The sequence below is a fragment of the Streptomyces sp. NPDC087787 genome, assembly GCF_044743035.1.
In the GTDB taxonomy this organism is placed as follows: Bacteria; Actinomycetota; Actinomycetes; order Streptomycetales; family Streptomycetaceae; genus Streptomyces.
Map to the genome: position 1 here is coordinate 206,784 of NZ_JBIUVQ010000001.1, position 22,795 is coordinate 229,578.

At 70.9% G+C, this 22,795-nt stretch carries 20 protein-coding genes, 1 tRNA gene and 1 pseudogene; 14 read left to right on the top strand and 8 right to left on the bottom strand.

Features of this window, described 5'->3' with window-relative positions:
- Window positions 1-24 precede the first annotated feature (24 nt).
- From ACIOWN_RS00965 to ACIOWN_RS00980, 4 genes are all read left to right on the top strand, one after another.
- Entirely contained in the window at window positions 25-600 is a 576-nt protein-coding gene (locus tag ACIOWN_RS00965; RefSeq protein ID WP_326802309.1) for a TerD family protein, read from the top strand.
- 113 nt (window positions 601-713) lie between these two features.
- Window positions 714-1,292, top strand: a complete 579-nt coding sequence (locus ACIOWN_RS00970; RefSeq protein WP_100567002.1) for a TerD family protein — start codon at window positions 714-716, stop codon at window positions 1,290-1,292.
- 51 nt (window positions 1,293-1,343) lie between these two features.
- The gene (locus ACIOWN_RS00975) at window positions 1,344-2,495 is read left to right on the top strand and encodes a DUF475 domain-containing protein (protein ID WP_362347517.1); all 1,152 of its coding nucleotides are present in this window, start codon (window positions 1,344-1,346) and stop codon (window positions 2,493-2,495) included.
- Window positions 2,496-2,615: 120 nt separating this feature from the next.
- Complete coding sequence (locus tag ACIOWN_RS00980) at window positions 2,616-3,353, top strand: Tellurium resistance (protein WP_362347519.1); 738 nt, start codon at window positions 2,616-2,618, stop codon at window positions 3,351-3,353.
- Between the two features lie 23 nt (window positions 3,354-3,376).
- Here the strand turns inward: ACIOWN_RS00980 and ACIOWN_RS00985 are convergent, their stop codons facing one another.
- Window positions 3,377-4,174, bottom strand: coding sequence for a TerD family protein (locus tag ACIOWN_RS00985; protein ID WP_362347520.1), 798 nt, complete (start codon window positions 4,172-4,174; stop codon window positions 3,377-3,379).
- A gap of 172 nt (window positions 4,175-4,346) precedes the next feature.
- On the opposite strand from ACIOWN_RS00985, the gene ACIOWN_RS00990 reads away from it, so the two are divergent.
- Genes ACIOWN_RS00990 through ACIOWN_RS01000 form a run of 3 tightly spaced genes read left to right on the top strand, consistent with a single transcriptional unit; the run spans window position 4,347 to window position 9,050 of the window.
- Window positions 4,347-5,525 carry an HpcH/HpaI aldolase/citrate lyase family protein gene (locus ACIOWN_RS00990; protein WP_362347522.1) on the top strand — a complete coding sequence of 393 codons (1,179 nt, stop codon included), beginning with the start codon at window positions 4,347-4,349 and terminating at the stop codon, window positions 5,523-5,525.
- 37 nt (window positions 5,526-5,562) lie between these two features.
- A complete protein-coding gene (locus tag ACIOWN_RS00995; protein ID WP_362347524.1) occupies window positions 5,563-8,238 on the top strand; it encodes a phosphoribosyltransferase domain-containing protein in 2,676 nt (891 codons plus the stop codon).
- Window positions 8,238-9,050 carry an HAD family hydrolase gene (locus ACIOWN_RS01000; protein ID WP_362347525.1) on the top strand — a complete coding sequence of 271 codons (813 nt, stop codon included), beginning with the start codon at window positions 8,238-8,240 and terminating at the stop codon, window positions 9,048-9,050. The genes ACIOWN_RS00995 and ACIOWN_RS01000 overlap by 1 nt, the downstream gene beginning before the upstream one ends.
- Window positions 9,051-9,139: 89 nt before the next feature.
- Here ACIOWN_RS01000 and ACIOWN_RS01005 read toward each other — a convergent pair whose 3' ends face one another.
- Window positions 9,140-9,361, bottom strand: a complete 222-nt coding sequence (locus ACIOWN_RS01005) for a zinc ribbon domain-containing protein (protein ID WP_100567009.1) — start codon at window positions 9,359-9,361, stop codon at window positions 9,140-9,142.
- A 385-nt stretch (window positions 9,362-9,746) separates the two neighbouring features.
- Here ACIOWN_RS01005 and ACIOWN_RS01010 point away from each other — a divergent pair, with 385 nt between their 5' ends.
- The 3 genes from ACIOWN_RS01010 to ACIOWN_RS01020 all read left to right on the top strand — a co-directional run bounded on the left by ACIOWN_RS01010 (window position 9,747) and on the right by ACIOWN_RS01020 (window position 14,774).
- On the top strand, window positions 9,747-12,002 hold the full coding sequence (locus ACIOWN_RS01010; protein ID WP_362347775.1) for a transglycosylase domain-containing protein: 2,256 nt from the start codon (window positions 9,747-9,749) through the stop codon (window positions 12,000-12,002).
- A 57-nt stretch (window positions 12,003-12,059) separates the two neighbouring features.
- Complete coding sequence (locus ACIOWN_RS01015; RefSeq protein ID WP_362347527.1) at window positions 12,060-13,364, top strand: hypothetical protein; 1,305 nt, start codon at window positions 12,060-12,062, stop codon at window positions 13,362-13,364.
- 174 nt (window positions 13,365-13,538) lie between these two features.
- On the top strand, window positions 13,539-14,774 hold the full coding sequence (locus ACIOWN_RS01020) for an amidase domain-containing protein (protein WP_362347529.1): 1,236 nt from the start codon (window positions 13,539-13,541) through the stop codon (window positions 14,772-14,774).
- Window positions 14,775-14,805: 31 nt separating this feature from the next.
- On the opposite strand, the gene ACIOWN_RS01025 is transcribed toward ACIOWN_RS01020, so the two are convergent.
- Genes ACIOWN_RS01025 through ACIOWN_RS01035 form a run of 3 tightly spaced genes read right to left on the bottom strand, consistent with a single transcriptional unit; the run spans window position 14,806 to window position 17,060 of the window.
- Window positions 14,806-16,098, bottom strand: a complete 1,293-nt coding sequence (locus ACIOWN_RS01025) for a hypothetical protein (protein WP_362347531.1) — start codon at window positions 16,096-16,098, stop codon at window positions 14,806-14,808.
- Between the two features lie 13 nt (window positions 16,099-16,111).
- Window positions 16,112-16,255, bottom strand: a complete 144-nt coding sequence (locus ACIOWN_RS01030) for a hypothetical protein (RefSeq protein WP_362347532.1) — start codon at window positions 16,253-16,255, stop codon at window positions 16,112-16,114.
- A 34-nt stretch (window positions 16,256-16,289) separates the two neighbouring features.
- Entirely contained in the window at window positions 16,290-17,060 is a 771-nt protein-coding gene (locus tag ACIOWN_RS01035) for a DUF4097 family beta strand repeat-containing protein (protein ID WP_401979588.1), read from the bottom strand.
- 207 nt (window positions 17,061-17,267) lie between these two features.
- Here ACIOWN_RS01035 and ACIOWN_RS01040 point away from each other — a divergent pair.
- Window positions 17,268-18,950, top strand: a pseudogene (locus tag ACIOWN_RS01040) (IS200/IS605 family accessory protein TnpB-related protein).
- Between the two features lie 69 nt (window positions 18,951-19,019).
- A tRNA-Val gene (locus ACIOWN_RS01045) sits at window positions 19,020-19,094 on the top strand.
- 71 nt (window positions 19,095-19,165) lie between these two features.
- Here the strand turns inward: ACIOWN_RS01045 and ACIOWN_RS01050 are convergent.
- On the bottom strand, window positions 19,166-19,513 hold the full coding sequence (locus ACIOWN_RS01050) for a hypothetical protein (protein WP_362347538.1): 348 nt from the start codon (window positions 19,511-19,513) through the stop codon (window positions 19,166-19,168).
- 126 nt (window positions 19,514-19,639) lie between these two features.
- On the opposite strand from ACIOWN_RS01050, the gene ACIOWN_RS01055 reads away from it, so the two are divergent.
- Window positions 19,640-19,870, top strand: a complete 231-nt coding sequence (locus ACIOWN_RS01055) for a DUF2277 domain-containing protein (RefSeq protein ID WP_401979591.1) — start codon at window positions 19,640-19,642, stop codon at window positions 19,868-19,870.
- A gap of 297 nt (window positions 19,871-20,167) precedes the next feature.
- Here ACIOWN_RS01055 and ACIOWN_RS01060 read toward each other — a convergent pair whose 3' ends face one another.
- Both ACIOWN_RS01060 and ACIOWN_RS01065 read right to left on the bottom strand, forming a co-directional pair.
- Complete coding sequence (locus ACIOWN_RS01060; RefSeq protein ID WP_383728577.1) at window positions 20,168-20,746, bottom strand: DedA family protein; 579 nt, start codon at window positions 20,744-20,746, stop codon at window positions 20,168-20,170.
- A 263-nt stretch (window positions 20,747-21,009) separates the two neighbouring features.
- Window positions 21,010-21,663: an HNH endonuclease family protein gene (locus ACIOWN_RS01065; RefSeq protein WP_362347544.1), complete on the bottom strand. Its 654-nt coding sequence runs from the start codon at window positions 21,661-21,663 to the stop codon at window positions 21,010-21,012.
- A 434-nt stretch (window positions 21,664-22,097) separates the two neighbouring features.
- On the opposite strand from ACIOWN_RS01065, the gene ACIOWN_RS01070 reads away from it, so the two are divergent.
- Window positions 22,098-22,676 (top strand): TMEM165/GDT1 family protein, encoded by a 579-nt coding sequence (locus tag ACIOWN_RS01070; RefSeq protein ID WP_362347546.1) that lies wholly within the window; start codon window positions 22,098-22,100, stop codon window positions 22,674-22,676.
- Window positions 22,677-22,795 lie beyond the last annotated feature (119 nt).

The following is a 22,795-nucleotide window of genomic DNA, read 5'->3' on the forward strand; positions in this document are numbered from 1 at the left end:
CCCCAGGACACCAATGGAGGACTCGTGGGAGTCAGCCTCAGCAAGGGCGGCAACGTATCGCTGACGAAGGAGGCCCCGGGCCTGACCGCGGTCCTCGTCGGCCTGGGCTGGGACGCCCGCACCACGACCGGCAGCGACTTCGACCTCGACGCCAGCGCGCTGCTGCTGAACAACTCCGGCAAGGTGGGCAGCGACCAGCACTTCGTCTTCTTCAACAACCTCAAGAGCCCGGACGGCTCGGTGGAGCACACCGGTGACAACCTCACCGGCGAGGGCGAGGGCGACGACGAGACGATCAAGGTCAACCTGGCCGGCGTCCCGGCCGATGTCGACAAGATCGTCTTCCCGGTCTCGATCTACGACGCCGAGAACCGTCAGCAGTCCTTCGGCCAGGTGCGCAACGCGTACATCCGCGTGGTGAACCAGGCCGGCGGCCAGGAGATCGCGCGGTACGACCTCAGTGAGGACGCCTCGACCGAGACGGCCATGGTCTTCGGCGAGCTGTACCGGCACGGCGCCGAGTGGAAGTTCCGCGCCATCGGCCAGGGCTACGCCTCGGGCCTGCGCGGCATCGCGCAGGACTTCGGCGTGAACGTCTGAGCCAGGTCCGCCGGGCTTCGACCAATCCCGACCCGTCCGGCGCCGCGCGTTTCAGCGCGGCGCCGGACGCGCAGGACAACCAGACAGGCACCACCTCGGGGAGGACCAGCATCATGGGCGTCACGCTCGCCAAGGGAGGCAACGTCTCCCTCTCGAAGGCCGCACCGAACCTGACCAACGTCATGGTCGGACTCGGCTGGGAGGAGCGCTCCACCACCGGAGCCCCCTTCGACCTCGACGCCAGCGCGCTGCTGTGCACCGGCGCCAACCGGGTGCTGGGCGACGAGTGGTTCGTGTTCTACAACCAGCTCACGAGCCCGGACGGCTCCGTGGAGCACACCGGCGACAACCTCACCGGCGAGGGCGAGGGCGACGACGAGACGATCCTGGTGGACCTCACCCGAGTGCCCTCGCAGTGCGAGAAGATCGTCTTCCCGGTCTCCATCCACATGGCCGACGAGCGAGGACAGACCTTCGGGCAGGTCTCGGACGCCTACATCCGCGTGCTCAACCAGGCCGACGGCACGGAACTCGCCCGTTACGACCTGAGCGAGGACGCCAGCACGGAAACCGCGATGATCTTCGGCGAGCTCTACCGCTACCGGGGCGAATGGAAGTTCCGAGCGGTGGGCCAGGGGTACGCGTCCGGGCTGCGTGGGATCGCTCTAGACTTCGGGGTCAACGTTTCGTAAAGCCAAGTGCGGCGCGGGGGAGACCCGTACCGGATACGGATTGGGTAGCCAGTGCTCCTGAAAACCTTCGGCTGGTCGTTCGCGGTGACCGCGGTCGGCCTTGCCGCGGCGGTCTTGTACGGGGGGTGGACCGCCTTCGGAATCGTGGCGATCCTGTCGATCCTCGAGATCTCGCTGTCCTTCGACAACGCGGTGGTCAACGCCGGAATCCTGAAGAAGATGAACGCCTTCTGGCAGAAGGTCTTCCTCACGGTCGGCGTGCTCATCGCGGTCTTCGGCATGCGGCTGGTCTTCCCCGTCGTCATCGTCGCCGTCAGTGCCAAGATGGGCCCCGTCGAGGCCGTCGACCTCGCGCTCAACAACAAGGACCACTACCAGCAGCTGGTCACGGACGCCCACCCCGCGATCGCCGCGTTCGGTGGCATGTTCCTGCTGATGATCTTCCTCGACTTCATCTTCGAGGACCGGGACATCAAGTGGCTGACCTGGCTCGAGCGGCCGCTCGCCAAGCTCGGCAGGATCGACATGCTGTCGGTCTGCATCGCCCTGGCCGTGCTGCTCATCACCGCCTTCACCTTCGCCACCCACGCCCACCAGCACGGCGGCGCGCACGTCGACAAGGCGCAGACGGTACTGATCTCCGGCATCGCCGGTCTGATCACCTACATGGTCGTCGGCGGACTCTCCGGCTACTTCGAGGACAAGCTCGAGGAGGACGAGGAACGCGAGCACGAGGAGGAGGAGGAGGCCGCGCGCACCGGCAGGAAGCGCTCGGCCGTCGCCCTGGCCGGCAAGGCCGCGTTCTTCATGTTCCTCTACCTCGAGGTGCTCGACGCGTCCTTCTCCTTCGACGGCGTGATCGGCGCCTTCGCCATCACCAACGACATCGTCCTGATGGCCCTCGGCCTCGGCATCGGCGCCATGTACGTCCGTTCGCTCACGGTCTACCTGGTCCGCCAGGGCACCCTCGACGACTACGTCTACCTGGAGCACGGCGCGCACTACGCGATCGGCGCCCTGGCCGTGATCCTCATGGTCACCATCCAGTACCAGATCAACGAGGTGATCACCGGCCTGGTCGGCGTGGTCCTCATCGCCTGGTCCTTCTGGTCCTCGGTGCGCCGCAACCGAGCCCTGGCGGCGGCCGAGGGAAGCCCGGCGGGGACGGCGGACTCCCAGAACGAGGTCTCCTCAGGGGTGTGACAGGCCTCCGGGGGAGGGAACGCTTCTGTGCGGGGCGGCCGACGGGAACCGGGTCGAACCGGTCCTTGGAGGCCGCCCCGTCGCGTGGGTCCGGTGTGTGAACTGGGGGCGGAAAGGGACATGGGCTTCTTCGACGGTCTGCTGGGAGGACGCGCGGCCGACTTCGACTCGGGCAGCGCCTCGACCAACGCGATCGAACTGACCAAACGGCACCACCATGTGTCGCTGACCAAGCAGGGCGCGGCCACCGGCCATCTGCGCGTCAACCTGACCTGGCGGATGCGGACCTCCGACCTCGGCGGTCCGACCCGGGACAGCCTGCTGCGGCACCCGCTCAGGGCGCTCAAGCCGCCGCAGGTGATCGGGCACAGCCAGAGCATGGTCAACGTCGACCTCGACCTCGGCTGCATGTACGAACTGGCCGACGGCACCAAGGGCGTCGTACAGCCCCTCGGCGGCTTCCTCGGCGACGTGAACGCACCGCCGTACGTCAAACTCAGCGGCGACGACCGGTTCGGGTCCGCCTCCGGCGAGACCATGTACATCAACCTCGACCACCGGGACCAGATCAAACGGCTGCTGGTCTTCGTGTACATCTACGACCAGACACCGGCCTTCGACCGCACCCACGCCATAGTCACGATGTACCCGAGCAACGGCCCGCGCATCGAGATCGGCCTCGACGAACGCCACCCGCAGGCACGCTCGTGCGCGGTGGTCCTGATCGAGAACGTCAAGGACGAACTGATCGTCCGCCGCGAGGTCAAGTTCGTCTACGGCTTCCAGTCGGAACTGGACCGCCTGTACGGCTGGGGCCTTCAGTGGGGCCGTGGCTACAAGTCGAAGGCCGACCGGTAGCGCACCCCCGCTCCCGGGCCGCCCTACTGCCCGATGAACTGCGGCCCCTGCGGCGGCAGCCGGAACTCCGGGTCGGGCGCGGCCGCCACCGGCGGGGGATACCCGTACCCCGACGGGGCCGTGGCCGCCGGCGGCTGCTGCGGATAGCCGTACGCGGGCTGCGGATAGCCGTAGGCCGGCTGCGGATACCCGTACGCCGGCTGAGCCGCCGCGGGCACCGGCGCGGGCTGCTCCGGCGGCAGCGGCTGCGCGGCGGGAGTCGCGCCCTGCGCCTCCTCCGACTCGTCCACCGAGATGCCGAAGTCCGTGGCGAGGCCCTTCAGGCCGTTGGAGTAGCCCTCGCCGAGCGCACGGAACTTCCAGCCCTCGCCCCGCCGGTACAGCTCACCGCAGATCAGCGCGGTCTCCTGGCCGGTCTCGGGCGTGATGTCGAAGTAGGCCAGCGCCTCCTGCCCGGCGGCCGCCGCGTCGTACAGCAGGATGCGCAGTCCCTGTACGGCCTCGAAGGCGACGCCGTCCGCCGAGGCGACCAGCAGGATCCGGCCCACCTCGGGATCGAGCCCGGCGAGATCCGCCTGGACCGTGTCCGTCAGACCGTCGGCGATCCGCTTCTTGCCCAGCCGCCAGACCTTCCCGGACGGATGCCGCGGCTGGTTGTAGAAGACGAAGTCCTCGTCGGAGCGCACACGGCCGCCGGGCCCCAGGAGCAGCGCCGAGGCGTCGACGTCCGGGATCCCCTGCCCGGGCGTCCAGCGCACCACGGCCCGTACAGTGGCGGCGTCCAGCGGGACGTTCGACCCCTTCAGCATCGCGTGCGTCATGTGGTCATCCTGCCTTCTCCGTCCTGATCACGACAACGCGGGGCGTCGACACGGCGGGGTTACCTGAAATTCATGCCCCGCGGGAACCTCGGACATGGATTCGTACGTACTATTACCGGCCACCTTTTGCCAGTCTTCGCAGGTCGCTCGATGCGCCACGGGGGGGAGTTTCATGCGTCATTTCGGGCATCTCGCCACCGAGTTGCGGCAGCGCCTGTTCCACCGGGAGCCGTGCGAGTTCACCGCCGACTCCCCGGCCCGGACGCTCTCCGCCGCCCTCGGCGCCACGCTGTACAGCCCGGCCACCCGGCCGAGCCTCGCCGCCGACATCGTCAAGCAGGCGGGTCGCGGCGTGGTCTCGATGGTGCTGTGCCTGGAGGACTCGATCGACGACGCCGAGGTGGAGGACGGCGAGGAGAACCTGGTCCGGCAGTTCACCGAACTGGCCTCGCTGCCGCCGACGCCCGGCTCCGTGGAGCTCCCGCTGCTGTTCATCCGGGTGCGTGCCCCCCAGCAGGTACCCGACCTGGTACGGCGCCTCGGGCCCGCGGTGCGGCTGCTGTCCGGGTTCGTGCTGCCGAAGTTCACCGGGGAGCGGGGCATCCCGTTCCTGGAGGCGGTGGAGGCCGCCGAGACGGAGAGCGGACGGCGGCTGTTCGCCATGCCGGTCCTCGAATCGCCCGAGCTGCTCTACCGCGAGTCGCGGGTGGAGACCCTGGAGGGAATCTTCCGCGCGGTCGACAAGTACCGCGACCGGGTGCTCGCGCTGCGCCTCGGCGTGACGGACTTCTGTTCCTCGTACGGGCTGCGCAGGGCCCCCGACATGACGGCCTACGACCTCCAGGTCGTCGCCTCCGTGATCGCCGACGTGGTGAACATGCTGGGACGCGCCGACGGCACCGGGTTCACGGTGACCGGGCCGGTGTGGGAGTACTTCCGGGTGCAGGAGCGCATGTTCAAGCCACAGTTGCGGCAGAGCCCCTTCATGGAGGTGCAGGCGGTCGAACTGCGCGCGAAGCTGATCGAGCACGCGATGGACGGACTGCTGCGGGAGATCTCCCTGGACCAGGCCAACGGACTGCTCGGCAAGACCTGCATCCACCCCTCCCACGTCCTGCCCGTGCACGCGCTGTCCGTGGTCAGCCACGAGGAGTTCACCGACGCGGCGGACATCCTGCGGCCCGAGCGGGGCGGCGGAGGCGTGCTGAGGTCGGCGTACACGAACAAGATGAACGAGGTGAAGCCGCACCGCGCGTGGGCCGAGCGGACCCTGCTGCGCGCCGAGGTCTTCGGCGTGGCGCGGGAGGACGTCGGCTTCGTGGAGCTGCTGGCCGCCGCGGTCTCCGACTGACCGCACCGCATCACCGCCGAGGGCACACAAGGAAGGCATGAACAAGCCAGTGAACGACGGGCTCTGGTCCGGCACCTGGGTCGCCGAGCGACTCGGTGTCGAACTCGTGGGCGACGACCGGCTGACGGGCCTCCTGGGTCTCGCGCTGCGCCGCAACCCCAAGCGGGCGCACCTGCTCGTGTCCAACGTGCTCGGCAAGCACGTGCCGCAGTCGCCCTCGGTCGTGTACGGCCACGGGTTCGCCCTGGGCCGCCGGGTCCGGAACCTGCTGGGCACCGACCAGTCCGGCCGGGCGGTCGTCCTGGGCTACGCGGAGACCGCGACGGGCCTCGGGCACGCGGTCGCGGACGGCCTGGGCGCCGCGCCGTACCTGCACTCCACGCGCCGCCCGGTGCCCGGCGTCGCCCCGGCCGGCGGCTTCGAGGAGTCCCACTCGCACGCCACCTCGCACCTCCTGCTGCCCGAGGACCCCGCCCTGCTGGCCTCCGACGGCCCGCTGGTCCTGGTGGACGACGAGTTCTCCACCGGCAACACGGTCCTGAACACCATCCGCGCCCTCCACACCCGCTACCCGCGCAAGCGCTACGTCGTGGTCGCCCTGATCGACATGCGGGCCCCCGCCGACGTGGACCGCCTGAAGCAGTTCGCCGAGCAGATGGACGCCCAGGTCTCCCTGATCACCACGGCCTCCGGCACACTGCGCCTCCCCGCGGACGTCCTGGAGAGAGGCCAGGCCCTCGTCGCCCAGCACGAACGGGCCCGGCAGACCGAGCAGCGCACGCCGCAGTCGGTCGCGTCCGACGCCTCGGAGGCACCGGTCGGGTCTGCCGCGCCGGAGCGCGGGCCCGAGTTCTCCCGGCCGGAGTCCGCCGGTGCGGTCGGCGCGGGGACTTCGAGCGCCGCCGCGGAGCCCCGCGGGGCCGTGGGCGGGTCCGGTGAGCCGCCCGACGGCCAGCGGCAGTGGCCGGCCGGGCGGGTGCGGCGGGTCGAGCTGCGGTGGCCGCGAAGGGTGCCGGACGGCGGGCGGCACGGGTTCACGCCGGCGCATCGGGAGCGGCTTGAGCGGGCGCTGCCCGCCATGGCCGCCCGGATCGCCGAGGCGCTGCCGCGGGACGCGCGGCAGATGCTGGTGCTCGGCTGCGAGGAGCTGATGTACGCGCCGCTGCGGCTGGCCCGGGAGCTGGAGCAGGTCGTGGAGGCCGAGGTGCGGTACTCCACCACCACCCGCTCGCCCGTACTGGCCGTCGACGACCCCGGTTACGCGATCCGCACCCGGCTGGTCTTCCCCGCCCACGACGACCCGGCCGACGGCCCCGGCGAGCGCTACGCCTACAACGTCGCCGGCGGCGGCTTCGACGCCGTGGTCGCCGTCGTCGACTCCGCTGCCGACACCCCCGGACTGCACGCGCCCGACGGCCTGCTGGCCCGGCTCGCCGAGCACACCCCGCACGTCCTGCTCGCGGTGGTGCCCTCGTACCTCCCCGTGCTCCCGCACGCCCCCGAAAGGTCCCCTATGCTGCCCGAGCCCCTCCGCGGCCCCGCCTTCTCCTCGTACGCGCCGGACGAGGTCGGCTGGCTGCTCCAGGACCTCTCGGACGTGACGCTGGAGGCGCCGACGGAGGAGCGCGAGGAGGCCATCCAGAGCGGCGGCGCGCACTACGCCGAGTCGCTGCCGGTGGAGTACCAGCCCAGCGAGCAGTACCAGGAGCTGTTCCACACGGCCCTGGCGGCCTCCGCCGCGCGCATCGCCCGGGCCGTCGGCGTGGTCACCGAGACGATCCTCGCCGAAGTCCCCCTGCGCCGGAAGAGCCCGGCCGGGACGGACGAGACTCCCGGCACCGGTCCCGTGCTCGTCTCGCTCGCCCGCGCCGGCACCCCCGTCGGTGTGCTGATGCGTCGCTGGGCCCGGTTCCGGCACGGCCGGGACCTGCCGCACTACGCCGTGTCGATCGTGCGCGGCCGCGGCATCGACACCAACGCGCTGCGCTGGCTCGCCGCCCGCCACGACCCCCGCGACGTCGTCTTCGTCGACGGCTGGACCGGCAAGGGCGCCATCACCCGCGAACTGGCTCAGGCGATCAAGGAGTTCGAGGAACGCGAAGGGATCACCGGCTTCAACCCGGAGATCGCCGTGCTCGCCGACCCCGGCTCGTGCGTGCGGACGTACGGCACCCGGGAGGACTTCCTCATACCCTCCGCCTGCCTCAACTCGACCGTATCCGGCCTGATCTCGCGGACCGTGCTGCGCGCCGACCTGGTCGGCCGGCACGACTTCCACGGCGCGAAGTTCTACCGCGAACTGGCCGGCGCCGACGTCTCGAACGGCTTCCTCGACGCCGTCTCCCAGTGCTTCCACGAGGTCGCGGACGGCGTCGACGTCGCCGCCAAGGAACTGCTGACCACCGATCGCGCCCCCACCTGGGAGGGCTGGGCGGCGGTCGAGCGCATCAGCGAGGAGTACGGCATCCACGACGTGAACCTGGTCAAGCCCGGTGTCGGGGAGACCACCCGGGTGCTGCTGCGCCGGGTGCCGTGGAGGATCCTGGCGCGGGCCGGCGCCGGCGCCGACCTGGACCATGTGCGGCTGCTCGCCGGGCAGCGCGGGGTCCCGGTCGAGGAGGTCGACGAACTCCCGTACAGTTGCGTGGGTTTGATCCACCCCCGGTACACGCGCGGGGCGACCGGCGCCGACGGCAGGACGGTGACCCGCTGATGCCGGTCCTGGTGGCGAGCGATCTCGACCGTACGCTCATCTACTCCTCCGCCGCCCTGGCGCTCACCATGCCGGACGCGCGGGCCCCGCGGCTGCTGTGCGTGGAGGTGCACGAGAGCAAGCCGCTGTCGTACCTGACGGAGACGGCAGCCGGGCTGCTCACCGATCTCGCCGACTCGGCGGTGTTCGTGCCCGCCACGACCCGCACCCGCAAGCAGTACCTGCGCATCAACCTGCCGGGCCCGGCACCGACGTACGCCGTCTGCGCCAACGGCGGCCACCTGCTGGTGGACGGTGTCTCGGACGGCGACTGGCACCGGCGGGTGATCACGCGGCTGGCCGACGAGTGCGCGTCGCTCGCGGAGGTCCAGGAGCATCTGCTGCGCACCGCCGACCCCGTCTGGGTGCGCAAGCAGCGCGTCGCCGAGGACCTGTTCGCCTACCTCGTGGTGGAGCGCGAACTCCTGCCCGACGACTGGGTGAAGGAACTGGCCGCGTGGGCGGCCGGGCGCGGCTGGACGGTCTCCCTGCAGGGCCGCAAGCTCTACGCCGTCCCCAAGCCGCTGACCAAGAGCGCCGCCGTCCGCGAGGTCGCCCGCCGCACCGGCGCCGACCTCGTCCTCGGCGCCGGCGACTCGCTGCTGGACGCCGACCTGCTGCACGCGGTGGACCGCGGCTGGCGGCCCGGACACGGTGAACTGGCCGACTCCGGCTGGACGGCACCCGGCATCGCCGCACTGCCCGAGCGCGGGGTGCTCGCCGGGGAGCGGATCGTGCGGGAGTTCCTCAAGGCGGCCCGGGCACCCCGTTAGGGACGCGAGCCGCCGTGTCGATGCCAGCCGACTGGACGTCAGCCGGACGGCATGTCAGCCGGTTGATCTGTCAGCGGGTTGGTGGCGCGTCAGCCGCAGCAGCCTCCGCCGCAGCATCCGCCGCCGCCCGAGCCGGACCGCGGCGCGGGTGCCGGGGCGGCCGCGGAGCCGCCCACCGCGACCGTGGACAGCAGCTTGACCGTGTCGTCGTGCCCGGCGGGGCAGCTGGCCGGGGCGGACGACTCCGCCATGGGACGACTCAGTTCGAAGGTGTCGCCGCAGCTCCGGCAGCGGTACTCGTAGCGAGGCATGCGCCCAGATTAACGGGCGTGACCGGACACACAGCCCTCCGTGTTTCTTATGTCTTGGTTTCTGTCCAGTTCTTGTGCGGAGAATTGGAAAAGACGGCTGATAATTTTGTAGCGCCGCGAGGGCCGCGTGGTGGCTGCGAACAAGGGGGAGAGCAGCCGCAGTTGCGGTGAAGGTGTCGACCCGCGCGAGCACCACGAAAGTGCGGAGGAGGACACAGTCGTGACGGACGCAGGGCGGGGGGAAGGTCTTCCGGAGGAAGGCCTCCGGTCCGACGGAAGCCGTGTCGAGGCCGGACAGCCGGACCAGTCGAAGACCGACCGGCCGGTGCGTGCGGAGGAAACGATCCAGCTCAAGGTAGACGCCCTGCGCCGGGCGGACGAGACCATGCAGCTGAAGGTCGACAGCCTCCGCGAGCGGCATACGAGCGCGCAACCGCACGAGACGATGCAGTTGCGCGCCTTCCAGCCCACGCCCCCGGACCCGTCCGACCCCGACCCCTCCGACCCTTCGGAGCAGTCCGACCAGTCCGACGGGTCCGAAGGGTCCGGCCCGTCCGCACCGTCCGACGGCCCGCCCCGGCGGCGCGCCGACCGCCGCAAGCCGCGCACCCGCCCCGCGATTCCCCCGGCCCTGACCCGGCGCCTCGCCCCCCTCGTCGCGGTGGCCACGCCGTACGCCCGCAGGCTCAAACCCGTCTACCCGCACCCCGGCCGCACCGGCTGGCGCCGCTGGCTCCCCTCCTGGAGGCAATGGCTCGGCGCCACCCTCGCGGCCATGGGACTGAGCGCCTTCCTGCTGGCCATCGCCTACGCCGCGACCGACATCCCGCAGAACCTGAACACCTACGCCACCCAGCAGGACAACGTCTACTTCTGGTCCGACGGCACCCCCATGGCCCGTACCGGCTGGGTGCAGCGCCAGGCGATGCCGCTGAAGGACATACCCGAGGACGTGCGCTGGGCCGTCCTCGCGGCCGAGAACGAGAGCTTCTACAGCGACCCCGGCATCTCCTTCACCGGCCTCGGCCGGGCCGTGTGGCGCACCGTCGGCAAGGGCGACACCCAGGGCGGCTCCACCATCACCCAGCAGTACGTCAAGAACGTCTACCTCTCCCAGGACCAGTCCGTCAGCCGCAAGTTCACCGAGGCGATGATCTCGCTCAAGCTCGACAACCAGATGAGCAAGGACAAGATCCTCGAGGGCTACCTCAACACGAGCTGGTTCGGCCGCGGCACCTACGGCATCCAGCGCGCCGCCCAGGCCTACTACGGCAAGGACGTCGGCGACCTCAACGCCAGCGAGGCCGCCTTCCTCGCCTCCCTGCTCAAGGGCGCAGGGCTCTACGACCCCACCCTGAACGAGGCCAACCACCGCCGTGCCGTGGAGCGCTGGACCTGGACCCTCGACCGCATGGTCAAGATCGGCAAGCTGTCGAAGACCGAACGCGCCACGTTCCGCACGTTCCCCGAGCCGCTCAAGCGCAACCCGCTCTACGACACCGGCCAGCAGAGCGACTACCTGGTCGAACTGGCCTCGCAGTACGCCAAGAAGGCCGCGCACATCACCGACCAGGACTTCGACCTGGGCGGCTACCAGATCTACACCACCTTCGACCGCAAGCGGGAGGGCGCCCTGACCGACGAGGTCACCAAGGCCCGCAAGAACGCGGGCAGGACCACCCCGGGCCCGGCGAAGACCGTGCACTACGGTGCCGCCTCCGTGGCCGCCGACGGCCGCATCCTCGCCGTCTACGGCGGCCCCGACCACCGCACCCAGGGCTACAACGAGTCCAACGCCTCCACCGTCCCGGCCGGTTCGGCCTTCCTGCCGTTCGTCTACGCGGCCGGACTCGAACACGGCGTCATCAAGCAGCGCGACGCCCCCAGGGAGCAGGTCACCCCGCAGACCCTCTACGACGGCGACGACGACGTGCCCGTCACCACCCCCGAGGGCCCCTACTGGGACCGCAGCGGAAAGAAGGTGTCCGCCCACAACGACGACCGTAAGTCCTGGGGGCGGATCAGCCTGCACCAGGCGCTCGCGAACTCGGTGAACACGCCCTTCATGCAACTCGGCATGGACACCGGCCTGGACAAGGTCAAGCAGACCGCCCAGGCGGCCGGACTGCTGCCCGCCAGCATGGGCCCGCAGGTGCCCGCGCTGTCCCTCGGCAGCTCCACCCCGAGCGCCATCCGGATGGCCGGCGGCTACGCCACCTTCGCCGCCAAGGGCACGCACACCGAGCCGTACTCGGTGCGGCGCATCACCCGCAACGGCTCCTCCGTCCGGCTGGACACCCCGGCCTCGCAGCGCGCGGTCGGCCGGGACGTGGCCGAGGCGGTCACCGAGGCGCTCGGCGAGTCCTTCCGCACCGCCCACCCGGCCGCGGGCACGGGACCGGCGTCCGGCTCGGCGGCGGAGGCGGCCACGGGCTCGGTGGCGGGCAAGGCCGGCACCACCGAGGACGACACCGCCGCCTGGTACGTGGGCACCGTCAAGTCGGTGTCCACGGCAGTCGTCGTCTACCGCATGGATCTGGCCAAGAGTCTCGAACCGCTGCCACTGGAAGGAGTCGCCGGCACCCCGGCCGACAGCGTTCCCTACGGGATCTGGGCCGGCGCCGTGAACCCACCCGTCTGAGCCCGGCGGCCCGGCCGCACCCGCTCCCACCACCCCCCTCGCAGATTGAGCCCCCGCATGAAGTCAAACGGCCGTCGGCGCAAGGCACGTGCACCTCGCCGCACCACCCGTCCCGAGTTCCTGACCCTGGCCGCCCTGCTGGTGGTCGCCTCCGTGGTGGCGGGCTTTCTGACCCTCACCCGTGCCGACTCGACCGCGCCGACCGCGTCCGCCGGGTCCAAGGGCGAAGAGGCCGAGCGCGGCCCCGAGAAAGCCGGTTCGCCGTCCGACGCGGCCGCGGAGCCCGAGTGGGACGGCAAGGTGCGAGTGCTCGGTGACGGCTCCACCTCCTACACCGGCCCGCAGAAGGCCGAGTGGAAGCCGAAGCCGCTCGAACCCGGCGAGAAACCGCCGCAGTTCGTGGTCTTCTCCTGGGACGGCGGCCTGGAGGGCGACGACCACCTGTTCTCGCACTACCGGGAGCTGGCCAAGGAGTACGACGCCCACATGACCTTCTTCCTCACGGGCATCTACCTGCTGCCCAAGGCCAAGAAGGACATCTACCACCCGCCGCAGCACTCGCCGGGCTCCGCCGCCATCGACTACGCCACCGTCGACCACATCCGCACCACCGTGGAGCAGCTCGGCAAGGCCTACGAGGACGGCAACGAGATCGGCACCCACTTCAACGGCCACTTCTGCGGCGCGAAGGGCGGCGGCGACTGGAGCGTCGAGGAGTGGAAGAGCGAGATCGACCAGTTCTACGACTTCGCGGAGAAGTGGAAGACCAACTCCGGCCTCACCGACCTTCCGCCGCTGCCCTTCGACTTCCGCAAGGAGATCACCGGCGGACGCGCGCCCTGCCTGGAGGGACAGCCCAACCTGCTGAAGGCCATCAAGGACTACGGCTGGCGCTACGATGCCAGCTCGCCCGGCGACTTCCAGATCTGGCCGGCGAAGAAGGACGGCATCTGGGACTTCCCGCTCCAGATGCTCCCCTACGAGGACGGCAAGTACCAGGGCCTGTCGATGGACTTCAACTTCCTCTACAACCAGTCCGACGGCGAGACCCAGGGCAATCCGGCCAACTTCCCGCAGTGGGAGCAGCAGACCGTCGACGCCTACATGGCGGGATTCAACCGCGTCTACTACGGCAGCCGGGCGCCCCTGTTCATCGGCAACCACTTCGAGGACTGGAACGGCGGCATCTACATGAAGGCCATCGACCAGGTCGTCAGGAACATGTGCGTCAAGAAGGACGTCAAGTGCGTGTCGTTCAGGGAGCTCGCCGACTGGCTGGACGTGCAGAAACCGGAAACGCTGCAACGGCTGCGCTCGCTGGACCCGGCCCAGTCGCCCGACTGGTCGTCCGTGGTCAACTGAACCTCGTGACGGGAGAGTTCCGCTTGTGGCCCCCGCTACACAGCCTCTCCACACCGCATGCGAAGATGCCGTCGCCCGGTAGGTCTACCGGCATAGAGGGGAACACCATTGAAATCAAGGAAACTTAGCCGTAAGCGGCGTCGCGCCACCATAATCTCGGCGGCGGCCGCCTCCGTGGTCGCCGGCGTCGCGCTGGTGCCCAACTGGAGCGCGGGCGCGGCCGTCACCGACGACCCGACGGTGGACGCGGCCACCAAGGCCACCTTCCAGAAGCTGGCCGACGCGGTCTTCACCGACCGCACCCAGGCCCTGGTGGACGACGGCGCGCGCAGCAAGGGCCACCACCGGATGACCGCCGGCTTCTCCGGCAAGGTCCGCCTGTCCGGCACGCAGTCGCGCCAGGAGAGCTCCGCCCTGGACCAACTGCGCAGCCGCAAGGCACGCCTTGCGAAGCTGGGTGAGAAGTACAGCGCCGGCAAGACCAGCGTGTCGCTGGACGCCACCCGGGTGCAGGGCCGCGACGCCAAGGTCGCCGTCACCGAGACCACGACCCTGACGTACCGGAAGGTCCGCGGCAACGAGCCGAAGACCACCGGCTTCCAGGCCCGCCACGAACTGACGTTCAAGGCCGACCAGAAGGGCAACTGGCAGCTCACCGGCATCCGCGACACGGACGACGGCGTCGCCGTCAACCAGATCGCCGAACCGTCCGTCGTCACGCCGCCCACCGCGAAGCCGTCGACCCCGGCTCCGACCGCGAAGGCGTCGACCAAGCCGTCCACCACGGCGCCGGCGACCCCGGCCCCGACCACGGCGGCCCCGGCGCCCTCCACCACGGCCCCGAGCGTCGCCGCCGACGGCAACCCGCCCGCGGCACCCCGCGCGGCCATCACCGCGAAGCCGGCCGCCGCACCGAAGAATCTCACCGGCGGGGCCTACGACTACAAGGCCATGGCGGCGTACGCGACGAAGTACTGGAACAACTACAACCCCGAGTACCCCGACTTCAACGGGGCGGGGGCCGGCGGCGACTGCACCAACTTCGTCAGCCAGTCCCTCAAGGCGGGCGGCTGGAAGCACGAACCCGGCTACACGTACGACTTCCACAAGTGGTTCGGCAACGCCGAGATCCAGTCGGACTCGTTCGTCGGCGTCAACGAGTTCTCCTGGTACGCCCTGTCCTCCAAGCGGGTCACCAGCCTCGCCAACGTCTACCAGATGGACGTCGGCGACGTGCTCCAGATGGACTTCAACCGGGACGGGTCCAAGGACCACACCATGATCGTCACGTCGCGCACCGCGCAGGGCGTGCCGTATCTGTCGTACCACTCCACCAACACCTACAACAGGTCGGTGGCGAGCATCATCGCCTCCTACCCGGACGCGTACTACTACGCCTACCGCACCTGATCGGTGACTCCGGGGAGCGGGGAGCGGGCCGTCAGCGGCCGGCTCCCCGCTCCTCGCGGATCCGGGCCACCACCGCGGCCACCGTCTGCCGCACCGCCTCGGTCTCCGTCAGGAAGTGCCAGTAGTCGGGATGGCGGCCCTCCAGCGTCACCACCGCCCGCTCCAGCCGGCCCACCGAGTCGTCCAGCGGCCCGGCGTGCCGCGGATCCGGCGTCGTACGGCCCGACATGGCCAGCCGCTGCGCGTCCCGGATCGCGAACCGGGTCCGCTCGATCTCCGCCTGCGGATCCTTCTGCACCTCGTTCAGCCGACGCAGCCGCTCCCCGGCGGCCGACACCGCCTCGTCCGTGGTGTTCAGCAGCGCCCGCACCGTCGACAGCAGCGCCGTCGCGTCCGGCCAGCGCTGGGCGTCCCGCGCGGCCCGCGCCTCCCGGAGCTTCGCCTCCGCCTCCCGCACGCTCCCGGCGGCCTGCTCCGGCACCTGCTGAAGGTCCTGCCAGCACGCGACCGTGAACCGCCGCCGCAGCTCGCTGAGCACCGGCTCCACCTGACCGGCGCGCGTACCCAGCGCCTGCGCCCGGGTGCGCAGCGACACCAGCCGGTGATCGATCTCGGCGGCCTGCTCCGGCAGCCGCACCGCCTCCGCCCGGATCGCCTCCGCCTCCCGCGCCACCCGCTCTGCGCGCTCCAGCGTCGGCTGCACACCGTGCTGCCCCGCGCCCTGGTTGAGCCTGGTCAGCTCGGGGGAGAGCGCGGCGAGCCGGGCGGCCAGGTCGTCCGCCCCGAGCCCGGACCCCCGGGCGTCGTCCAGCGCGCCGGCGGCGGCGCTCAGGGCCTGCCGGGCGCGCTCCACCGCGGGTGCGACACGGGCCAGTTGGGTCTCGGCCTTGCCGAGCAGCGGCCCGAGGCCACTGCCGAAACGGTCCAGCTCCCGCTTGACGCCCAGCAGTTCGTCCTTGGCGGCAGTCAGGTCGACACGCGCCCGGGAGGCGACGGAGGCCTCCAGGTCGTCGCGGTCCAGGTCCTGGGCGTCGACGGCCTGGATGTAGCGCTGACTGACCTCGTCGATGCGCCGGCCGAGCGCCTCGAACTCGCCGACCGCGCGCCGGGCGTCCGGGGAGTCGTCGACCGCCGTGATCGTCTCGATCGAGATCCGCAGATCGCGCTGGGCGGTGTCCAGCTCGTAGAAGGCGGCCGCGGCGGCGTCCTTGGCGGCCTGCGCCTCGGCACGCTGGGTCTCGGCCCGCCCGCCGAACCAGCGCCGGGTGCCGCCGCCCGCGAAGGCGGCCGGCAGTGCGAGCAGGGCGAGCACGGGCAGGCCCATCAGCACGAGGACGTCACGGGCTGCCGTGGTGCGCCCCGGGCTCGGGCAGGCGCTCCTGGGCCGGGGCCGTGTATACGGCGAGTGCGGCTGTGCGGGTGTCGCCGGTGTCGCCGTCACGTCCCTCTCCCGTGCTGTGGTCCGCCATACGTGTGGTCATTCTCCCATTCGCGGCGGACGAACACACGGGCCGGTCAGCCGGCCGTACGAACTGTGATGCTTCCGTCGCCGGTGGTCGCGGACACCACGTGGGAACCGGCGTCGTCCCGGGGCACGGAGACGTGCACCGAGCCGTCGCCGGTCTTCGTCGTCACCCGGTACGTCGCGTGCGGCAGCGTGATGCTGACGGAGCCGTCACCGGACCTGGTGTCCACCAGGTCCGGTACGGTGCCCAGCTCGAGGTGGATCCCGCCGTCGCCGGTGGCGGCCCGTACCCGGCGCGAGGAGACCTCGGCCCGTACGGACCCGTCGCCTGAGCGCAGCTCCAGGGGCCCGGTGGAGTCGGTGACGTGCACGGAGCCGTCGCCGGTACGGATGCTCAGGGCGTCCTCGAACCCGCGCGCCCGCACACTGCCGTCACGGTCCTCGACCTTCACCGCGATCCCGCGCGGGACCTCGATCCGGTGCTTGGCCGAGCAGTCGGCGACGAGCCCCGAGCACTTCAGCCGCAGCACCAGCCGGTCGTCCTTCATGGACCAGGTCACCCTCGGATCGTCCCCGATCAGCACGGACCCGCTGAACCAGCGGGTCACCTCCACGGCCCCCGCCTTCGCCGGACCGCCGGAGACGATCTCCAGTGCCGAGTCGTCCGAGTCGACGGTCAGGGTGTCTCCGTGCAGGGCGAACGAGCGCCGCTCGGGACTGGTGTCGTCCTCGGCGGAGCCCCCGCAGGCCGTGGCCGTGGCGACGAGCACGACGACGGCACCGGCGGCTGCGGCGACACGGGCGGGTATGGAACGGGACATGACGGTCTCCCCCTGATGACGGACGACGAACCCCGACGGCTCTGAGAAGACCGTAGAAAGAACCCCCGCCCCGGAGAATCCGGCGCGCCACCGGGCGGGGGTGGGGCTAGCCCCCGTCGCGTCCCGCTTTGCGAGGAGTACGGATCTCCGGAGGGGACAGGAGCTCTCGCCTCGAACAGGGTGACCTTTGCGGTCGGTGCTCGTTGAATGCGACAGGGTGGGCTTGGTGTCAGTGGGGCCGGGGTGGACGGACTGCGGAAGGTGACGCCGCCGTACGTGGTGTCCGGGCCGGTCGGCGTGGCGATCCGGACACGGCTGCGGGTGTCGTCGGCGGACGCCTCGGTGCTGACCGAGACGGGCACGTTTCTCGGCTCCCTGGCGTCGCGGGATCTCGAGGCGCGGTCCCGGCAGGGTCCGGGCCACGATGCCGCCTCCTGGGCGGTGCGGAAGAGGGAGCTGACCGAGTCCTCGTCGGCGCGCTGGGCGGGAAGTATCACCAAGGCGACCCACGACCAATGGGCGCTGGCGCGTCGCGGCCAGGCCGCCGAGATGGCGTGGTTGCGGGGGGAGATCACACGGACTGAGGCCAGACTGGCCCGTCCACTGGGCGCGAAGGCCGACAAGCGGGCCGGGACGGCGCGAGGCTGCGCGACCCGATCGGAGTGGCATGCCAAGTCCCGCCGTCTGCGTGTTCTCCAGGACCGGCTCACCGCTCTGCGGGTGGACTGGGCGGCCGGCCGGGTCCGTGTGGTGCGCGGTGGCAAGAGGCTCGCCCGCCTCCGGCACCATCTGGACGAGGTAAGGCTGAGCCGGCACGCGTGGCAGGAGCGATGGCGGACCGCCCGGATGTTCCTCGCCGCGGACGGGGAGTCCGGCAAACGCTGCGGCAACGAGACCATCCGCGTCACCGGATCCGGAGAACTCTCGATCAGACTCCCGGCCGGCCTGGCCCACCTGGCGAACGCCCCACACGGCCGGTACGTGCTCGACGCGACTGTGGCGTTCAATCATCGGGCCGGGGAGTGGCGGGACCGGATCGTCGCGGACCGGGCAGTGGCCTACCGCATCCACCACGACGTCCTGCGCGGCCGCTGGTATGTGACTGCCTCCTGGCAGCGCGCAGTGGCCCCGGCGGTGCCGTTGCGGGCAGCGCTGGCTCGCGGTGTCGTCGCGGTGGACATGAACGACGACCATCTCGCCGCCTGGCGCCTCGACGTGCACGGCAACCCGGTCGGCTCTCCCCGCCGGTTCTTCTACGACCTGTAGGGCAGCGCCCAGCACCGGGACGCCCAGATCCGGCACGCGCTGACTCGGCTGCTGCACCACACCCGGCATACCGGAGTCTCCTCGATCGCGATCGAGGACCTCGACTTCACCGACGGCAGCACACGCGAGAGACACGGTCGCAACAAGTCGTTCCGTCGCCTCATCTCCCGCTTTCCCACTGCCGAGTTGAAGGCGCGGCTGGTGCTGATGGCGGCCGAGTGGAATGTCGGCGTCGTCGCGGTCGACCCGGCCTACACCTCGCGATGGGGTGCCCAGCACTGGCGGCAGCCGCTGACGACTCCAACTCGTGAGGTGACGCGCCACGACGCGGCAGCCGTGGCGATCGGACGGCGCGCCCTCGGGCATCCGATCCGGCGACGGACGGCACCGCCCCCGCACGACCGGAGAGATCGTGCGCGGCATCGGACCGTCCAGGCCGGGCCGGAGACTCGAGGGCGTGAGGAGACCCGCACCCGCCTTCCCGGACCACGGACACGATCCGTGCCGCCGGGACGCGGAGCGAAAGCGGGCGACCAGCGTGCTCAACACCGCTCGGGGCACGCGGCTGGGCCTACGTCTTGGCGACAGGACGTACTCCCGCCCAGTCTCCAGGAATATGGCTGACCTCCTGTCTGTCCGCGTCACGGATTTGAAGGAGGGCGCCCGGGACAATGTAGGCTGTCGGCTGGTCCCGGGTGCGTAGCTCAGCGGTAGAGCGCCTGCCTTACAAGCAGGATGTCGGCGGTTCGAAACCGTCCGCGCCCACCAGTTGCAGATGAACAGGGCCCAGATCGGCGGGGTGAAACCCGGAGATCTGGGCCCTTGTTTTTTGCGCTTCGCTAGGCCTCGTCCTCGTTGTCCGCGGGCTCGTGGGTGTGTTTCAGGTGGCTTCGGGCGGTGACGCCGTCCGGGCCGGGCAGGTCCGACCAGTAGCGGTGGGTGCTGACGAACACCGCGAGTTCGTGCTCGCGGCGGCGGAGCTTTTCGACCGCGGCCTGTTCGTCGGGCGTCCAGCCCGGTGAGGCCGGGCGCTCCACCTTGCGCCAGCCGCCGTCGTCGCTGAACCCGTCGAGCGGCTCGACCGACCAGGGCAGCCGCTTGAGCAGGGCCGCCAGTTCGGCCCGGACCTGGTGCAGCTCCTCCTGACCGGCGAGGAGGTCATTCGGAAAGTCGTAGCGCGTACCCACGGTGCAATGCTACGCCTGTTCGAATTTGGGGCGCGAGTGCAATCGGGTGGGTTCATGCGTTCGAGGTCGCCTCGGGGGCGCCGGGGCGCTTGCGCGGTGAGCGCGGGGCGTGCTGACACTGGGGGCATGTGCCGGAGTATCAAGACATTGCGCCCGCCCGTGTTGCCCGAGGAGGCGACCGAGGAGGAGATCCGGGCGGCCGCGTTGCAGTTCGTGCGGAAGGTCTCGGGGTTCCGGGCCCCGGCCGCGCACAACCAGGAGGTCTTCGACCGGGCGGTCGATGCGATCGCCCAGGCCACGGAGGAGTTGCTGGCGGGCCTGGAAGTGCGGGGGCGGGTGGCGCGTGGGGTCGGGTGACGGGCGCCGGGGGGCTGTGGATCCGTGGCGCCTGCGGGGGTGGCCGGGGACGCTGGGGCGGCGGTCGGACGGCGGCCGGTTGGCGGGGGGCCGGTAGGGCGGCCGCTGGGTGCCGTCGGGTGAGGTCGGCCGCGTGCCGCGTGCCGCGTGCCGGGTGGCAGGTGACCGGTGTGTTGGTGGCCGCGTTCGACCGGGTGGTGGGTGACCGGCAGGACGGCGGTCGGGTGCGGCCGGGTGGCGGACGGCGCCCAGGCGGTGTCGCGGTGGGCGCCGAGTGTGGTGCCTGGTGGGGCCTTTTTACGGTGCCTCGGCCGGCTTCGGGGCGCGGCGCATCAGGTAGACCGCTCCCGCGCCCGCCGCGAAGAGTGCCGCCACCGATACGCAGGTCGCCAGCCAGGCTGCGCCGAGCCAGCGGGTGCCGAAGTAACCGAGGGCCACGCTGTAGGTCGCCCAGGACAGGCCGGCCAGCGCCGACCAGGGCAGGAACTCCCGTACCCGGCGGTGTGCGGCGCCGGCGCTGAAGGAGACCACCGAGCGGCCGGCCGGCGCGAAGCGGGCGAGGACCACCAGCGCGCCGCCGCCCCGGGACAGGGCCGTGCCGAGTCGTTCCTGCGCTCTGCTCAGCCGCCGGGAGCGGGAGATCGCGCGGTCCAGGCGCTCGCCGCCGTGCCGGGCCAGACGGTAGGCGACGAGGTCACCCAGTACGGACGCCGTCGCCGCGCAGAGGGTCAGGGCCAGGATGTCGGGCACGTTCTGCGGGACGTGACCGGTCGCCGCTCCCGTGCCCGCGGCCGCCGCCGTGGCGGCCGTCACTATCAGCACGCCGCTGGGCAGGACCGGCAGGAACACGTCCAGCAGTACGGACGCGGCCACCATGACGTAGATCCATGGAGTGCCGGTGAGTGCCCCCACCCTCGCCACACTCTCCAGCACCGAGAACTCCCCCCGTCACCCCCGTGAACCGCGGACCGTGCCGCGGTGTCGCGCGGGAGCGGCAGGAGCGGCCTGTGAAACCTGTACAGCGTACGCCGGAAGTGTGACAGAAGTTTCAGTGAGGGTGTATGTGGTTCGGGGGCCGGTTTCGGACGGCCTCCGTCGCCCCGGACAGTGCGCGGCGACGGAGGCGGGAGAGCCGAGGGTCAGCAGGCGGCGAGGTAGTTCTGGAGCGCGCTCTTCTCGGCCGTGTCGACGGAGAGGTTGTAGTAGTACTTCACCTGCACCCAGGCGCGGACGTAGGTGCAGTGGTAGGACGTCTGGGTCGGCATCCACTGGGCCGGGTCCTTGTCGCCCTTGGAGCGGTTGGAGCTGGCCGACACGGCGATCAGCTGGGGGCGGGTCAGGTCGTTGGCGAACGCCTGGCGCTGGGCGGTGGTCCACTTGCTCGCGCCGGAGTCCCAGGCCTCGGAGAGCGGCACCATGTGGTCGATGTCGAGGCTGGAGGAGACGGTGAAGGTGGCGCCGTCGTACGCCGACTTCCAGCTGCCGCTGACGGCCGCGCAGTTGGCGTCGGTGACGACGTTCGAGCCGTCCCGCTGGAGGACCGTCTCGCGGGTGTCGCACTTCCCGCTGATGGTGATCCAGTGCGGGAAGAGGGCGCGGTCGTAGCCGGTGTGGTTCGGTGTCGCGACGGTGAGCGAGGCGAGGTAGGTACGGGCGGTGGCCGCGCTGACGGGGGTGGGGAGGGCCGCGGAGGCGGTCGGGCCGTTCAACAGGCCTATGGAGGCTATGAGTCCGGTGATCGCCGCGACTATGCTGAGTCGTTGACGCGCGTAGAGCTTGAACCTGCGGGACATGCGAACTCCCTTGGGGGTGAGGGGCGTTGGGTGTGAGCAGGGGGGCGAGGGAATGCTCGCCGCGCAGTGTTGCGGGCGGGTGAGCGTGCGGTGAGAAGTTAGTGACGTGGGCATGACACAGCAAGGGGTGTGACGGGACTTGCTGTTCGCTGTGATGTGGATCTCGGTGCCGGGCGGGTCGCGCGGGCGGTCGCGTACGATGGGTGACGCGGAAGGGGAGTAGCTCTTCGCCGGACCGTCGACATACTGCTCAGCTCTGCTGAGCCGGCGCCCGGAGGTGGGCCTCGTGAGCGAGGCCGGCCAGCGAGACCTTCGGTGAGCAGTGCACGCCCGTGCCGTACGGCAGGGGTGAACCCGTGTGCTGCCCTGCCGAGGCGTCTTGTCGCATCAGTCACAGCACTCTCGGCGGGGTGGCCCCGACCGATTGAGGAACAGTGATCACCTTCAGCGTCCTGGCGCTCGTCTTCGGCGTCGTCTTCCTCGCGGAGCTGCCGGACAAGACGGCACTCGCGGGGCTCGTCCTCGGTACGCGCTACCGGGCCTCGTACGTCTTCGCCGGTGTCGCCGCCGCGTTTCTGCTGCACGTGGTGCTGGCCGTGGCGGCCGGCAGTGTGCTGACACTGCTGCCGCAGCGGATCGTGCACGCGCTGACGGGTGTGCTGTTCCTCGGCGGCGCGGCCATGCTGCTGCTGAAGAAGGGGGACGGCGAGGAGGAGGTCCGGCGGCCCGAGGACCAGTCCTTCTGGAAGGTCGCGGGGACGGGATTCATGCTGATCCTGGTCGCGGAGTTCGGTGACCTCACGCAGATCATGACGGCGAACCTCGCGGCTCGTTACGACGACCCGCTGTCGGTCGGAGTGGGTGCGGTGCTGGCGCTGTGGGCGGTGGCGGGCCTGGGGATCGTGGGGGGCAAGGCGCTGATGCGGAGGGTGCCGCTTGCCTTGATCACCAAGGTGGCGGCGTTGCTGATGGCGGGGTTGGGCGTGTGGGGCCTGTGGGAGGCGGTGGCGTGAGCCGTTGGGACCGTGGGCCGGCTTCGCCCCTTCACCCGCCCGTCCCGGTGGGGTGAAGGGCCCCGGCCCTGGGGCTTCGGCCCCGCTCCGCGTCGGAGGCGTGGTGGCGGGATGCCGGG